General features: G+C 51.9%; 13 protein-coding genes. 9 read left to right on the plus strand and 4 right to left on the minus strand.

Annotation, left to right across the window (positions count from 1 at the left end; genetic code table 11):
• Nucleotides 1-64: 64 nt before the first annotated feature.
• Nucleotides 65-1,258, minus strand: a complete 1,194-nt coding sequence (locus tag ECHVI_RS20585) for a polysaccharide pyruvyl transferase family protein (RefSeq protein ID WP_015267958.1) — start codon at nucleotides 1,256-1,258, stop codon at nucleotides 65-67.
• A gap of 228 nt (nucleotides 1,259-1,486) precedes the next feature.
• On the opposite strand from ECHVI_RS20585, the gene ECHVI_RS20590 reads away from it, so the two are divergent.
• From ECHVI_RS20590 to ECHVI_RS20630, 9 genes are all read left to right on the plus strand, one after another.
• On the plus strand, nucleotides 1,487-3,013 hold the full coding sequence (locus ECHVI_RS20590) for a lipopolysaccharide biosynthesis protein (RefSeq protein WP_015267959.1): 1,527 nt from the start codon (nucleotides 1,487-1,489) through the stop codon (nucleotides 3,011-3,013).
• Between the two features lie 4 nt (nucleotides 3,014-3,017).
• A complete protein-coding gene (locus tag ECHVI_RS20595) occupies nucleotides 3,018-3,983 on the plus strand; it encodes a glycosyltransferase family 2 protein (protein ID WP_015267960.1) in 966 nt (321 codons plus the stop codon).
• A gap of 94 nt (nucleotides 3,984-4,077) precedes the next feature.
• Complete coding sequence (locus ECHVI_RS20600) at nucleotides 4,078-5,136, plus strand: glycosyltransferase family 4 protein (RefSeq protein ID WP_015267961.1); 1,059 nt, start codon at nucleotides 4,078-4,080, stop codon at nucleotides 5,134-5,136.
• A gap of 90 nt (nucleotides 5,137-5,226) precedes the next feature.
• Nucleotides 5,227-6,438 (plus strand): glycosyltransferase family 4 protein, encoded by a 1,212-nt coding sequence (locus tag ECHVI_RS20605; RefSeq protein ID WP_015267962.1) that lies wholly within the window; start codon nucleotides 5,227-5,229, stop codon nucleotides 6,436-6,438.
• A 3-nt stretch (nucleotides 6,439-6,441) separates the two neighbouring features.
• Entirely contained in the window at nucleotides 6,442-7,680 is a 1,239-nt protein-coding gene (locus ECHVI_RS20610) for an O-antigen ligase family protein (RefSeq protein ID WP_015267963.1), read from the plus strand.
• Entirely contained in the window at nucleotides 7,656-8,648 is a 993-nt protein-coding gene (locus tag ECHVI_RS20615; RefSeq protein ID WP_015267964.1) for a glycosyltransferase family 4 protein, read from the plus strand. The genes ECHVI_RS20610 and ECHVI_RS20615 overlap by 25 nt, the downstream gene beginning before the upstream one ends.
• Before the next feature lie 50 nt (nucleotides 8,649-8,698).
• The gene (locus ECHVI_RS20620) at nucleotides 8,699-10,417 is read left to right on the plus strand and encodes a right-handed parallel beta-helix repeat-containing protein (protein ID WP_245553385.1); all 1,719 of its coding nucleotides are present in this window, start codon (nucleotides 8,699-8,701) and stop codon (nucleotides 10,415-10,417) included.
• An 11-nt stretch (nucleotides 10,418-10,428) separates the two neighbouring features.
• Nucleotides 10,429-11,349, plus strand: coding sequence for a glycosyltransferase family 2 protein (locus ECHVI_RS20625; RefSeq protein ID WP_015267966.1), 921 nt, complete (start codon nucleotides 10,429-10,431; stop codon nucleotides 11,347-11,349).
• Between the two features lie 145 nt (nucleotides 11,350-11,494).
• A complete protein-coding gene (locus ECHVI_RS20630; RefSeq protein ID WP_015267967.1) occupies nucleotides 11,495-12,214 on the plus strand; it encodes a sugar transferase in 720 nt (239 codons plus the stop codon).
• Nucleotides 12,215-12,850: 636 nt separating this feature from the next.
• On the opposite strand, the gene ECHVI_RS20635 is transcribed toward ECHVI_RS20630, so the two are convergent.
• The 3 genes from ECHVI_RS20635 to ECHVI_RS20645 form a co-directional block, all read right to left on the minus strand.
• Nucleotides 12,851-13,165: a nucleotidyltransferase domain-containing protein gene (locus tag ECHVI_RS20635; protein ID WP_041739018.1), complete on the minus strand. Its 315-nt coding sequence runs from the start codon at nucleotides 13,163-13,165 to the stop codon at nucleotides 12,851-12,853.
• Nucleotides 13,158-13,598: a nucleotidyltransferase substrate binding protein gene (locus ECHVI_RS20640; RefSeq protein WP_015267969.1), complete on the minus strand. Its 441-nt coding sequence runs from the start codon at nucleotides 13,596-13,598 to the stop codon at nucleotides 13,158-13,160. The genes ECHVI_RS20635 and ECHVI_RS20640 overlap by 8 nt, the downstream gene beginning before the upstream one ends.
• Before the next feature lie 86 nt (nucleotides 13,599-13,684).
• Nucleotides 13,685-15,244, minus strand: a complete 1,560-nt coding sequence (locus ECHVI_RS20645) for a family 43 glycosylhydrolase (RefSeq protein WP_015267970.1) — start codon at nucleotides 15,242-15,244, stop codon at nucleotides 13,685-13,687.
• Nucleotides 15,245-15,451 lie beyond the last annotated feature (207 nt).

The raw sequence follows: 15,451 nt of genomic DNA on the forward strand, positions 1-15,451 counted from the left end.
CCACCCACAAACCACCTACCAATACTTCCCATCCAAATACCTTCCCGGAGCTTTTGTTGGGAAATCAAGGTTTTCCGATGACCTCTCCTATCAAGGCAAAGGCCTTTCGGGCCTGTTCCATTTGGAGCTGTTGTTTTTCGTTATAGGTTTCCTTCGGCAAGGAAACGGCCACCTCAAACTGGGCATGGATCCTATCAAAGCCAACCGCAAAATTGTTCCGGGGAAGTCCCCAGGTGGCCAAATAAGCATTCAGCTTTTCTACCTTTAGCCCGACATGGGGCACGGCATAGCTCATGGCCGTGATGGCACCGTGCAGGCTGGTGCCGGCATAGCATTTTGCATTGGCAATCAAGTACATGATATCCCAAATATTTTCGGCATCAAAATAAACGTGCGGACAGTCCATCCGCCTCCGCACCTCCGCCAAGGCCAGGTGGTCGTCATGGTCGAGGGCCTTGCCTATTGGACACAGGCACAGCTCCGTTTCGGATTGCCGGAACACCTGCTCCAGTTGGCCAGCGATCACCGCTTCCTTTCCCATGGTGTTTTTTCGGTTGATCTGGAAGAAGAGGTACTTTCCCCGATGGGCTTTGACATAATCCCTTACCGGTGGGGTCACACGTGCCTCCAAGTCAGCAACGGGATAAAATGCTGACATCAGGACGGCGGAATCGGGAAAAAGCCGTGCATCCACTTGGTTTGCCTGCAAGTTTTTAACGGTCTGTCCGTCCCTTACGGCCAAGTAATCCACCTGCTGTAGTTTTTCCTGCATAAACGGATAGCGCTCAAAAACGCTCCTGTCAATCCCCGATCCCCCGAGAGAATTGAGGATCACCGATCGTACCTTTCCCAGATCATCTTTGGTAAAGACCAGCGGCAATACCGTTTTCCCTTTTAGAAAACGCTTGGCCATGGCATTCAGGTCGATGTACCTGGAAAGGCGATGGCGGTAGCGATGGATTTTTTGGTAAGTTGGGTTCAAGGCGGCAAAAAGGGAGTGCCAGGTCACGCCCAGGGCCTCGCCTCCGGCGATAATGACGTGGTTTTGCCCATCGTTGGCGTTGCAGGCCTCGTAAAAAGCTGCCAAATCCTCGGTGGGCTTCCCTCCTACTTGGGAAAGATCGCTTTTCACCAGTCCAAAAAACCGGAAACGGTATTCCTTCCCCAAGGTTTCGAGCTGTTTTTCAATGATCAGGGGAAAAAGCAGGTCCCCGTAATTATAGCGGTCAAAAGCACCAATGATCAAAATATTTTCCATGGTTTACCTTCTATCAAAAAACCTACCTGTTTTGGTACTACTGAAAAAATTATCCCACAAATAACGCAAGGCCTACCCCATCTCGCCGCTCCATGATTTCTAGCACTAAGATTGCTATCACCTTTCCAGCAGTTTTTTTCGGGCAAAATCTCTTTTTCCGAGGGAGCCCAAAACCCTTAATTATCCTTAAAATTGGTTTAATTTACGCATTGATCTATTGACTTACCTATGGCAGGACAATCTCCGGTAAAGAAAATCTTCTCTGGCTCTGTTTGGGGCATCGCTGCCAAGGTGCTCGATGCCTTGGCGAAGTTTGTGACCATTCCCTTGCTGGTAAGCTTTTATGGCAAAACCGACTATGGACTCATTGCCTTGGCCTTCTCGCTAAATGCTTACCTTCGCCTGATGGACTTGGGCATGAACATCGGATCGGTGCGGTATTTTGCCATGTGGGAATCCAAAGGCGAGTATGATAAAATTGCCACGGCCTCACGGTCCAGTATGGTGTTCTACGGGCTCATCGGCCTGGTCAACGCCCTGATCTTCGTTTGGATGGCCGATCATGGTCCCGACTTTTTCAATATCAGCCAGGACCAAGCCCCTACCTATCGGATCATGATGTATATCCTCGCTGCCAGCACGGTGTTCAACTGGCTGTCAAACGTGGTCATCCAGTTGCTGAGCGCCAAGGATGAGCTGGGGTTTGTCCACCGCATCACCGTCATCAGCAGTGTCCTCAACTTCCTGATTGCCCTGGCCGCCATCCATTTCCAATGGTCCTTGGAGGTCTACTTCCTGTTTTACACCCTATCGCTAATGGTGGTCATCCCCTTGAATGTCCTCCGGCTGAAGCGCTATCCTCTTCCGCTGCGCAAGCTCCTGCTTCCCAAGTGGGACGGAAAAGTTTTCAAGCAGATCTTGGGCTATAGCATGGCCATCTTTGCCATGGGGCTGTTCCAATTTTCGGCAAAAGAACTGCGCCCTATCCTGCTGGCCAAATTTGCCACGGGCATCGATGTGCTGACCGATTACCGGGTCATCCAAACCATTGCCAACCTGGTCATGTCCTTCGGCAGCATCTTTCTTCAAGTGCTGCTGCCCTCTGCTTCAAAGGCCCATGCTGAAAACGACCAACACAAAATGGAAAAGATGGTCTTCGAGGCCACCCGCTATATCGCTATTTTCTTGACCTTAGTGGTATTCGCCCTGATCCTGAACGCAGAAAACCTGCTGGTGCTCTATATGGGAGAAAGTTACGCCGACCTCAGCAAATGGCTGATCATCTGGTTGCTCACCGTGTTGCTGTCCATGCACAACACTCCCGTGGCCAGCTTGGTCCTGAGCTCCGGGAAGACCAAGGCCCTGGTCTATTCGGCGGCCATTGGCTGCATCCTTTCCCTGCCGATTACCGTGGTCTTCGCCCCAGAGATGGGCGTGGGTGCGGCCGTTATGGGGTATTTGGTCTACATGCTCATCCAGATGGGCTTCTTCTACTTTTACTATATTCCCAAGGTCCTGCACATGAGCAGCGCCCGGATCTTCTTCAAGGCCTTTTCACCTTCCCTGCTGGGGGCGGTCTTGGCATGGTTTCTGGCTTATCTGACCGGAACCTTGGTCGATTTGGCGCAGCCTTACTTGGCAATGGCCCTGCAGACCACGGTATTTCTGTTGGTTTTTGCAGGCTTTCACGGGGCATTTGTCATCAAGCGTTCCGATATCGACTACCTAAAAAGCAAACTTTCACCCCAACCCTGAACCCATGAATCCGAATAACGGCACCACCTTTTCCATATGTATCCCCGCCTATAAGAGCAAGCATCTCCACGCATGCATTGCCAGTATCCTGGGCCAGACCATAGGAGACTTTGAGCTCATCATCCTGAACGACTGCTCTCCCCAACCTGTTGAAGAAGTGGTTTCCCAGTTTGATGACAAAAGGATACAGTACCATAAAAACGAAACGAACGTCGGGGCCGTCGACCTGGTCCAGAACTGGAACAAATGCCTTTCCCTGGCCACGGGAAAGTTTATCGTGATCATGGGCGATGACGACCTTTTGGAACCCGATTATTTGGAGACCTTCACCGGGCTGATCGCCGCCCATCCGGACCTGGATGTCTACCACTGCAGGAGCAAGATCATCGACGAAAACGGAAATACGATACTGCTGACCCCGGCCTGTCCCGCCACCGAGGATGTTTATGACAGCATTTGGCACCGCCTAAACCAGTACCGCTCCAACTATATTTCCGACTACCTTTACCGTACCGAGGCCTTGCGGGACCAAGGAGGTTTCCATCCGCTTCCCCTGGCCTGGGGATCTGATGACATCACCGCCTTCATCGCCATGGGGCAAAAAGGCATTGCCCACAGCCCAAAGGCGGTCTTCCGCTACAGGAGCCATGGGATGTCCATTACCTCCACGACCACCAATGGCCTGGCCAAACTGGAAGCGGACATGGGCTATGCGGCCTGGCTGAAAAACTTTCTCCAGGAAAATCCCCTGGGAGCTGTCGAAACGGTCATCTATCGGCACCTGGTCGAAAACCAAGACCGCTACATGCGCGACCGGAGGATCTTTACCATGACCAAGATCATGGCCTCAGAGGCCATCCCCCGTATCGGCAAATGGCTCCGGCACCGAAAGAAATTCCAGCTCACGACCAAGGATATCTTAACGGCTGCCGTCAAAAGCAGGAAAATGAGAAAACAGCTCAGGGAATAGCTGTTTGGGCATAAGGCAAAAAAGTGAGGGGATGCCATCCTAATGGACGCCAAAAAGGAAATAGCGAAAAGAACTCATAAACACCGTTTTATACATGGATATTATTTTCAACCCACCGGACAATACCGAGAACAAATACATCCAAATCATGGTGGAGCCACTGCGCCAGGATGGCTTCCGCATCCATGAACTGGACGGCTTGTTTTCCGGGTGGAAACATTTTTGGAGTATCCGTCTGGTCCACCTCAATTGGTTTGAGAACATCGATGACACAAGCTTTTTCAAGGGGTTGAGAAGCTTTTTCCGGAAGATGGTGGTGCTGACGGTCATCCACCTGAGCGGGAAAAAGTTGGTGTGGACCATGCACAACCGTATGACCCACGAACAAAAAACCGGCAAGATGAGCAGCATCCTGACCGATCGACTGCTGGCATGGTCGGACGCCATTATCATTCACAGCCAACTTTCCCGAGCGCTCATTTTGGCACAGTCCCCATCCCTTTCCCAGAAGATCCATTATATCCCCCATCCGGATTTTGTGGACTGCTACGGGCCGGTACCTTCCTCCAGTCCAAGCGATGACTCCGCGCTGAGGCTCCTGTTTGTGGGCGCTGTCAAACCGTACAAAAACATTGAGCTGCTGATCGAAACGGTGGGCGATATGAAAGATGTTTCCCTTATGATTGCCGGCAAGGCCAAGGACGAAGCTTATAAAGACAGCCTCACCCAGTTAGCGAAAAGGTTCCCCAACATCCACCTGAACCTCGCTTTTGTTCCGGACAGTCTCCTTCCCGAACTGCTCGCCAAATCCGATGTGGTGATATTGCCCTATGACCTGGCCAGCAGCCTGAATTCCGGCACGGTCATGCTGGCCTTCAGCTATCAAAAAACCGTGATTTGTCCGGAAATTGGCACGTTGGTTGATATGGAGGAGGCGCGGGAAAATTTCTTTGGCTACCGCTATGAGGACCCTGCCGGGCACCGGAAGGTGATCCGACAGGCCATCGATCAGGCCATGGCCTTGAAAAAAAGGGACCCGAAAGCCCTTGAGGCCATGGGCAAGGCCATGCAGGCCCATGTGCTCAGCCGGCAGCCCAAGGCCCGTGTAGGGAATAAACTCAAACAACTTTACCATAAACTGGTTTCATCGTAAGGAAAACCTGCTTTTATCCGATTATTTTGGTAAATTCTCACGTAAACGCAGCCCTTCCCCGGCGGGCAATGACATGCAAGACCAACGACCATGAAAATACTCTATATCAATTCACTTTATGCCCCTGACATCCGTGGTGGAGCCGAACTTTCGCTCAAGCTCATGGTGGAAGGCATGCAATCCAGAGGGTTTGATGTGGCGGTATTGGCCCTGATGCCCGAGGGGGAGCTTCATTCCTCCACGGTGGATGGTGTGAAGGTCTACCGTGCAGGCCTCAAAAACCGGTATTGGCCCTATGACACCGGCCAGCCCCCTGCGTACCAACGGTTGCTTTGGCATGTAAAGGACCGTGAAAACCGGGACATGATGCCCTACTTGCGTGAGGTGGTGGCGCGGGAACGGCCCGATGTGGTTTCCTGCCACAATTTGGCCGGTTGGTCCGTCGCGGTCTGGGACGAGCTCCGTACCCTGGGGATTCCCATGGTCCAGGTGCTGCATGACCTTTACCTTTTATGTCCCAACAGCAATATGTACAAGAACGACACGGCCTGCAAAGGCATCTGTATGGAATGCAAGCTGCTGCGGCTCCATCACCAAGGCAAGTCCGCGCAGGTCAACGCGGTCGTGGGCATCAGCCAAAGCATATTGCAGCGCTTTGAGGCAGAAGGCTACTTTCCTCATGCCCACAAACAGGTCATCCATAACACCCGGCAAATCCCCGACCCTGGCCCTCCGCGGACCAGAACGGCACAGGCTCCTTTGCGTGTCGGGTATTTGGGCACCCTCTCCAGGATCAAAGGCATCGAATGGCTGATCGAAACGGTCAAGCAGGTGGACTTCCCGATACACCTTCACATTGCCGGAAAGGGCAAGGAAAGCTATGAAACACACCTTCGCTCCATCAGCGAGGAACATGCTAATATTGAGTTTATGGGCTATGCACAACCTGCTGAGCTCTTCTCCAACATTGATGTATTGGCGGTCCCCTCCTTGTGGGAAGAGCCGCTGGGCATGGTGGCCATCGAGGCCCTTGCCCACCATATCCCGGTGGTGGCCAATGCCGCCGGAGGGCTCAAGGAAACGGTCCAAGAGGGCATAAACGGATTCTTTTGCCATGGTGATGAGCCGGCTTCCCTTGCGGCAGCGCTAAAGACCCTGTACGAAAACCCTGAGGACTATCAACGGCTCAGCGCACAGGCCCGCGGTTCGGTCGCGGCGATTTTGGACCGGGACAGGATGCTGGATGCCTACCAGGATATTCTGGAAACAACGTTAAACGACCTTACGACAAACCCCATCTGATCCATGGCCACCGCCCTGCAGCAACAAAACAGTACTTTGCCCCTTCCCGTGCTGGAGTGGAAGGATATCCAACTCTCCGAGTTGGTGTTCTGCATCGCCTTGGCATCCACATGCCTGCCGGTAAAGATCTATCCGGCCCTCTTTTTGGTCTCTGCTGGATTTTCCTTTATTGAATCCGACAAAAAATATCTTGCCCCTTGGGTCATCGCCCTCGGAATATTTTCCCTTTATGCTGTGGGCAGTTTCTTTTTGGTTTACGAAGGCCAGGCCGCTTTGGTGACGGCCATCATCAAACTGGTGGTCAATTTCGCCTTTCTTTACTGCTCCTTCAACTGGCTTGCCCAGCGCAACAACCAAAACCTGCTCTATTTGGTGGACATCACCCTGCACGTGATCTTCGCATTGGTCCTGTTGCAGCTGTTGGTTTACCATGAGGCCCTTCATTTCCGGCTGGTCACGGGCAGCAGTTCTTCGGGGCAGGCCAGCATGCTTTATGATCCCCAACTCTTCTTCTGGGGGCTGGCCGATAAGAACATGCTGGGAGGCCGGATAGCCCTACTGGGTTTTCTGTATATCCTGATACCGGTGGTGCGTTACCGGAAGGTGGCCTTTTGGCGGATCGCCTTTATTTTCCTGGTTGCCTACCTGTCCCTTTCCAGGACCCCCGTGGTGGCCCTTTTGATCGGCTGTGGCTACCTGTTGTGGACGGTCCTTTCCAAGAAATACCGGATCGTCATGGTCGTGGCTTTGGCAGCACTTGTCCCCATCATCCTCCAAAAGGTGGTCCGCGTGGATCAGCTGACCGCCTCCAACGACGGCATGGGCGTACGCCTGGTCTATTGGCAGGCCTTTTTTGCCCATATCACCGACATTCCCCTTTGGGGCAAGGGCTTTATGACCGCTCCGGCCTTCCTGAACGAATACGCCCAATTTTACCATGGGGAGCCGCACATCCACAACACCTTCATGTCCTGTTATTTGGAGCTGGGCATCATCGGACTGGCATCCTTTGTGGTGTTTTTGGTCGGCTATTCGCGGTCTTGTTTTATCATAAACCCGCACCTTCACTTCTGGATAGCATGCTTTTTGCCGCTGCTTGCCATCATGTGCATCCTGTATTCGGGATACGATAATGATATCGCCATGTACCTTGTCCTGCTGGTTCCTCTGGGCACTTGCCGTGACAATGTTCCTTTTGGCGATGTAAAAATTGGGTTATGGAACAAAAAAGAAAAGTATTGATCGATGGCCGATGGGCCGGGGATACAGGAATCGGAAGGCTTTACCGGGAGGTCATGCAAGCAGCTCCACAAGGAGTGGATTGCCGCTATGTGCGCACCACTGTCCCGCTGGGAAGTATGTTTTCCCCGGTTGCCCTTGCCCGTGACATTGGCAGGTCAGATGGGGAAGTTTTCTACAGTCCTTCCTTTATGCCCCCGCTATATTCGAAGATGCCTTTTGTTTTTACCGTCCATGACCTGATGCACCTTTTTTACTATTCTCCCCTGCACCGGGTCTATTACCGTCAGGTCATTGCCCGGCTCGCCAAACGGGCCAAAAAGCTCATTACCGTTTCCCACTTCAGCAAAGCGCAATTGGTCACCATACTGGGTCTCCCCGAATCGCTGATTTCGGTGATTTATAACGGCGTGGACGACCATTTCCTGGCCAATGAGGAGGGCCATTCACTGGGCAGGCCCTATTTTCTGTACGTTGGCAACCGTCGGGAGAACAAAAACCTTCCCGCCATGCTGACGGCCTTTGCCCATGCCCGCATTCCCAAGGACTTTGTTTTTGCACTTAGCGGGAACCCCGATTCCCAGCTCCGGGCACTTATCGAAGGGCTGGGCATTGAAAAAAGGGTGCAGTTTTTGGGGTTCATTCCCGAGGAAGCGCTTCCGAAGGTCTATAGGGGAGCCTATGCCACGCTGTTTGTTTCCAAAATGGAAGGCTTCGGACTGCCCGTTCTGGAATCCATGGCCTCGGGCACCCCGGTCCTAACCTCCACGGAAAGCTCCCTTCCGGAGATCGCTGGTGGCGCGGCCCTGTTGGCACGGCCAGAGGATCACGCGGACATCCAGCACGGCATTGAGCGGCTGGTCAGCGACCATGGACTTTATGAGGATTTGGTCGAAAAGGGCCTCCGCCGGGCAAGGCAATTCCCGTGGGCCCGCACCGCCTCCCAGACCTGGGAACAGATCCTTTCCTGAAGTTTCGGACAAATCAAACCTATTGAAAAAAACACGAATACCGGAAGAAGATGGCAAAAGCAATAATGACCTATTACCTGTTGATCGGATGGCTCTTGGCCGTGGGAAGTCCTGCTGCACTTGCTTTGGACATGGACACACGGGACCTGGTGAAAACCTGGAACGTACGGGACCACCATGCCAAGGGCGATGGCCAGACCGATGATACCGAGGCCATTCAGGCGACCATCCGCATGGCCCATCCCGGGGACACCGTATGGATTCCGAAGGGCACCTACAAGGTAAGCACCTTGGGCTTACGCTCCGGGGTGCACATCAAGGCCGACGGCACCTTGAAGCAGCATTTGGACCGCACGGAGGAATTCACCAAAGAGCGCCAGAATTCCTCGGCGCCACTGTTTCGGGGCAAGGACATCTCGGACCTTTCCCTCTCGCTGAATGCCCAAGCGCTGCATGAGGCCATTTACCTGAGCGGCAGCCAACGGGTGACCATCTACCGTTCCCAGTTGCACGGGGACAGCACCAAGCTGCGCTCCTTTGCCGGAATATTGCTCTACAAATGCTCCGATATCACCATTGAAGGCACCACGGTGGCCGGATTCGGCACCGACCGCCGCCACACGGACCGTTACCAGCCCGGCACCGGCATCCGGATCCTGGAAAGCAAGGAGGTCACCATTCAAGCGGCCACCATCTCCCACAACGGGGAAAACGGCGTATTCATTCATGCCAGCCCCGATGTAAGGGTGCTGGGCTCTACCATCAGCCATAACGGCATGAGCGGCATCCAAGTGGCCTTTGGTACGAGCGGAGTGGAAAAAAACTACCGCTTTGAGAACAACATCCTGCATGGCAACGCCAGTGATGCCGTGGACATCAACAACCGGGGATCCCGCGAACCGTTGGCCATCCATGCGTCCATTCTCCACAACGACAGCAAGGACAATGGCTTTGTGAAAGGAAAACCGACCCCCGATGGCTCCGGGATTGCCACGCTGGTGAACGTTTCGCAAGTGACGGTCATTGCCAATAAGGCCATGGGAAACAACCGCCCTGCCGTGTACATGGAAGATTGTGGGGAGATTTTGGTCAAGGACAATGAGGCCGACAACCAAGTGGAATTGGTCGGGGCCCTGAATAGCCTGAGCCTGCTGTCCAATACCTTTTCCAACATCACCTTTATCAACAATGTACATGCCCGCTACATCTGCATGGAAAACAACCAGCTGACCACCCTTCACATGCCCAATGGCATCCGGATAGACTCCCTTTTGGTCAATGAGAACGAGCTGGGCAATGCCTCGCTCAACGTCAACCTGAAAGGAAGCGTCCAGCTGGTGGGCAACCGAATCGTCAACGAAGGCAAAAATCCTGCTTTGCTGCTGGTCCGGGCAGATGCGGTCCACCTTGCCAACAACCGTATCGTCAGCAACCGCGCACCTGCCCTGATCGTCCATGCCACGGCAGCTGATGTCCTTGTCGAAGAAAACACCATTCGCGCGGTAAACACCTGCATCATCGACCAAGGTGCGCAACACCTCCGGATCAAGGGCAACAAGCTCACGGCCATGGACGCCGGCAACCATTCCCTTACCTTCAGGAGCAAAAATCCTCAGGGCCTGTTGCTTGCCGGCAACGAACATACCGGCAGGGATGACCGTCCGGTGATCTACATGGAAGGCAAGGGCACCGCCCAAATGGATGCAGAAAAGATCATTCGGGGAACCGTTGAACTCGACGGGGTAAACGTCGCCACCAGTAACCTTTAACACTACCGTACATGAAGACCAACCTTTTTATTCCCACCTTGAATGCAGGCAAAAAATGGCATGAGACCCTGGAGCAGCTGGCCGAGCAGTCCCTTACTTTGCACCGCAAGGTGATCATCGACTCGGGATCTACTGACGGCACCTTGGATGACCCTTTGCTGGATGGTTTTGATGTAATATCGATTGACAAAAGGGACTTTGACCATGGGGGAACCCGCCAGATGGCAGTGGAAAAGTTTGGCGATGCGGACATTTTCATTTTCCTTACCCAAGATGCCATTCCTGCGGGGCCATATGCCCTTTCCGTGTTGGTGGCCGCCCTGGAAAACAACCCCAAACTTGGCATGGCCTATGGCCGTCAGCTGCCGCACCATGGGGCCACCACCCTTGAAGCCCACGCCAGGCTTTTTAATTACCCTAAAAAAAGTGAGGTCCGCAGCCTTGAAGACCGGCACCGCCACGGCATCAAGACGATATCCTGTTCCAACTCTTTTGCAGCTTACCGCAAAGAGGCTTTTTGTGAAGCGGGAGGATTTCCCACGGGCCTTATCTTGGGCGAGGATGCCTATTTGGCGGGCAAAATGCTGCTGAAGGGCTGGGAAATGGCCTATGTTGCCAATGCCCAGGTCCACCATTCCCATGACTACACGGTCAAAGAGGAATTCAAGCGCTATTTTGACATCGGGGTGTTCCATGCGGACAGCGCCTGGATCTTTGACCATTTTGGCCGCGCTGAAGGCCGGGGGATGCAATACCTGCGATCGGAAATCGCCCATGTTCTGGAGCATGATCCCAAGGCCCTTCCCAAATCCATTGCTTCCCTTTTCGCCAAATGGACCGGTTATAAAATAGGTCTGATGCACAAACGGTTGCCAACATCTTTTAACAAATTTTTATCCATGCACAAGCATTTTTGGCATTCCACACAGTGAGTAAGCCTTCCCCAGCAAACCCGCACAAAATCAGCTCTTAACACCATTTTAAGGCCCTTTCAGAGGTGATTTCCCCCTTGGCATATAAGTTGGCTTAAGTGAATCAGGTTTATTTTACTGATTTACTGACTAAACAACCAACAAGATGACTAACCATAATCAAGAAATACATTTTAACAGGGCGGTAACCACCACGGCTGCCATTCCTGATTTGTTTACCCTTTCGGACATGATCACGCGGGACCGCTTACAGAGCGGTATCCTGAACCTGCAGATGGACACCACTACCAAGGTCATCAAGCGGGTCTTTGACATCTTTTTTGCGGTCACGGTCCTGCTCCTTGGCGCTCCGGTATATTTGGCGCTCATGGCCATGACCAAGCTGACGTCCAAGGGACCTATCTTCTACAAACAGGAGCGGATCGGCGAAAATGGAAGGCCCTTTGAAATCTATAAATTCAGGAGCATGTATACGGATGCAGAAAAAAACGGCCCACAGCTCACGCGCGGCAATGATCCCCGTGTGACCCGATGGGGCAGTTTTATGCGCAAGACCCATTTGGATGAAATCCCCCAATTTTACAATGTGCTGAAAGGAGATATGTCCATTGTGGGCCCTCGTCCGGAAAGGGAGCATTTTATCAACCAGATCGTGAGCGTATCGCCGAGCTATAAAAAACTGCAGGGCATCAAGCCGGGCATTACCTCCATCGGGCAGGTTTACTATGGCTATGCCGAAACGGTACAGGAGATGGTCGAGCGGATGAAATACGACCTGCTTTACCTCACTGGTCCCAGTCTGAAGACCGATATGTTCATCATCTATCAAACCGTCAAGGTGATGGTCAACGGCAAGGGGCAATAACTGCAAAACCAACTAACCACTATACATAAACCACAGCCTGGCCGGGCCACCTTTCCCTAAAACGTCCCGTTTCTGCTACAATCCAACAATCGCTAATAACTGTTTGAAAAGGGATGAGGGAAAGGTGACCCGGTTTTATTTTTTCTGATAATAGAGAGTGGAATAAACGTTGGCCCATCCCATATTTCTGATCAATCGGAAAAGTTTGGGACTGGCAGTTGGCTCAAAGGTAAAGCCACGGATTAATAAAAATGCCACAACCTCCCAAAGGCCCCAAATGAATGCTATAATTTGGACTAAAAGGAATTTATCGCCCCCAGAAATATGGCTTGATCCGCTTTCAACCTGAAAGGAAGAAATTATGGCGTCTACACCCCAAGGCCATGCCTTGGGCTAAGTTGGATAAATGACTTTCAGCCTTCGGTTCCAGTATAGGTCTTTTTTTTGGGGGGAGGGCAAATATCTGCTTAAAGCCCCCTGTGGGACTGAAAAAATCCAAGGAGAACGCCTTTTGGAAGGCTCCTTCAATAGAGACCAACGAAAATCTCTATAAAATTCGGAATTTCCGTGCCATCAGCACCACCCCACACATTATCCTCGATTTTTCGGATTGATTAAAGGTTTTATGGGTATCGGTTAAGCGGTCCTTTTATAAAACCTGATGCCTACCCGGTCTATGTGTTCAATTAAGTCTTTTTCATCTATCCTATCATAAGCTACTATATCGAATTTGTACGGGAACATCAGATCTTCCAAGTCGATCGAGATATCCAGTATATCCATTAAGAGCAGTCCTTTTCCTTTTAGGGCAATGTCAATATCAGAACCGTTTTTATAGTTACCTTTTGCTCTTGAGCCAAATAAAACAGCACTACCTATTTTAGGGTGTCTTTTGAACACCGTATTTATGGCATTAACCTCAGCATCCGTCAAGCCGGTATCTTTATTCACCTTCAAATATTGCTCCTTGATTTCCAGACCTTTCTGCCTCAAGTTTTAAGTTAAGATCTTGAAGAAGTTTAACATATTCCGATTTTATCCCTATCACTATTTCTCGGGCCGTCTTATCATTATAGGTATGGCTAGTTAGGTTCCTGCTTTTTTGTATTCTGGCCCACCCTTTTCCATCGGCAATATAGCCATCCGAGAAGCACTGTTCAATTACAGGCTTTGGCCCAGTTATCCCCTGATAACCTTTATGCGCCAATAGGTCCTGTAGTGTTTTCCATCCCAATTCATAAGTGTATTCAAAAGCCTTGATCAACCCTTGTTCTTCCATTTCATTCAATGAACCATGGTTTACAAACTTTTCTAATTGCCCAAATGCTTTCTTAAAATTAGCAAAACCCTGACCCCACCTTGTGTCCTTGTGATCATTTTCCATAATGCTAAAATAGCGGGATTGTACGTTTAATGCTAAAGATACACCAGGAATATAACCTCCGTCATCAAATAACCATCAGACAACAATCACCATCCGTCATACTCCAACTCAAACCGGCTGAAGGTGCCTTTACCATCTCCTTCCACGAAAAGCCCCGGTTTTACGCCCCATTGCCAGAATTCCAGAAAGGCGCCGTTGAGCGGACTGTTTTCTGTTTTGGCAGGGGAAAGTGCCTTCCACTCCCCGCCTTTGGTTCGGTAGGCAAAACGCACCAAGTGCCCCTGTTCTACTTGCCCACGGAGGCTTACCGATTCGGTCTCCACGGCTACCGCCTCTCCCAGCGGGCTGTATTCTCCATTTCTTAATTCAAACACCTGCAAACGCCCCTCCTTCAGACCTATGCCCAGCATATTGGCATGGGTACCGTACAGCATCAGCCCTTTGAGGTGATCGCCCTCGTTGGGCAATTCCGCCACCACTTGATAGGCCGGCTTTTCAGGCACCACACAAAGTGCCGTGGCCCAGGCCTCTTGCTTCAGGCTGCCCGACAACTGCATCTGTCCATCGTCCACTCTTGTGGAGGGTTGGTTGCTGGCCAGGTCCCAGCGCCACCAACCCTCGAGCTGGTCCCCATCAAAGTTATCGTCAATGGAAAGTGGGGCCACACCACCGGTACTGTCCGCCATCAGGTCCACGGTCTTAAAGTAGGGCCAACCGGACTTTTCGTCCCAATAAAAAGGGCTGAGCAGTGCTGACCTGCCCATATAGGGAAATCCTTCGGTGGCATAGGCATGGTAGAGGTAATACCATTCGTCCTGTCCCGTGGATACTGGCGTACCATGTCCGGGGCATTTCCAATCGCCAAAATCGGTCAGGATGGGATTTCCGGTGTATTTTTCCCAAGGCCCTTCCATCTGCTTGGCCCTGGCCACGCCGACCTTGTAGTCACAGCCGCCCCCACAGCAGGCCGCTCCGGAATACAGCAGGTACAGGTACTCCCCCTGCTGCACGATGGATTGCCCTTCTATTCCGCCACGCTCCCAAGTGTCCGTCTCTGCGGTCACGACCGTAAAGGCATCCCCTTCCAGCTGGAGGCCATCGGCAGAAAGCTTTGCCCCCAGCAACTGGATAGGCCGCTCAGGATCAAGGCCATAAGCCTTCCAGGTAATGTACAACTGCCCATTTTGGTCAAAGACATAGGCATCGATGCTTTCCGAGCCCCATTCGATCAGCTCTCCATGGTCGGTAAAGCCCTTACCGATATCAGTGGTACTGGCCACGCCGATACAGGAAACGCCATCCTTCCGCCGCGCGGTATAATAGCAAAAGAACTTACCGTCCCGGTAAAACAGCTCGGGAGCCCAGAAGCTGCCCATGGTCCAATCCGGTGCCTCCATGAACACGTAGCTTTCAAATTGCCAGTTTTCCAGGTCGGTAGAGGAATAAATGGGATAGATCGGTGCCCAATCGTTGGAGGTACCACAGGCGTAATAGGTGCCGTCCACCCGAATTACCGAAGGGTCGGGAAATTCTCCCCGTATGATGGGATTTTGGATGGACACGGGTGGCTCAATGACTTCTTCAGTTGTTTTCCCTCCGCAGGCACACAGCCATACCAGGCATAAAAAGAGGACAGGTTTATTCATAGGTTTATCGATTTAGTAGGTAAATATAAAGATATCCTGCCAAACTGCAACATCGCCTGGGGTACCAACTAAAAAATCCTGAAATGAAAAGGTTCCCGTTGGTGGCCACCTGTTATCGGTTCTCCCGCTTAGGAATTTTCCGGCCCATGGACTCCTTGCTTTACAAGCAAAGAATATGCTTTGGGTCGAACCGGTAAGCTGGGCAAT

It is taken from the genome of Echinicola vietnamensis DSM 17526 (genome assembly GCF_000325705.1).
Taxonomy (GTDB): domain Bacteria; phylum Bacteroidota; class Bacteroidia; order Cytophagales; family Cyclobacteriaceae; genus Echinicola; species Echinicola vietnamensis.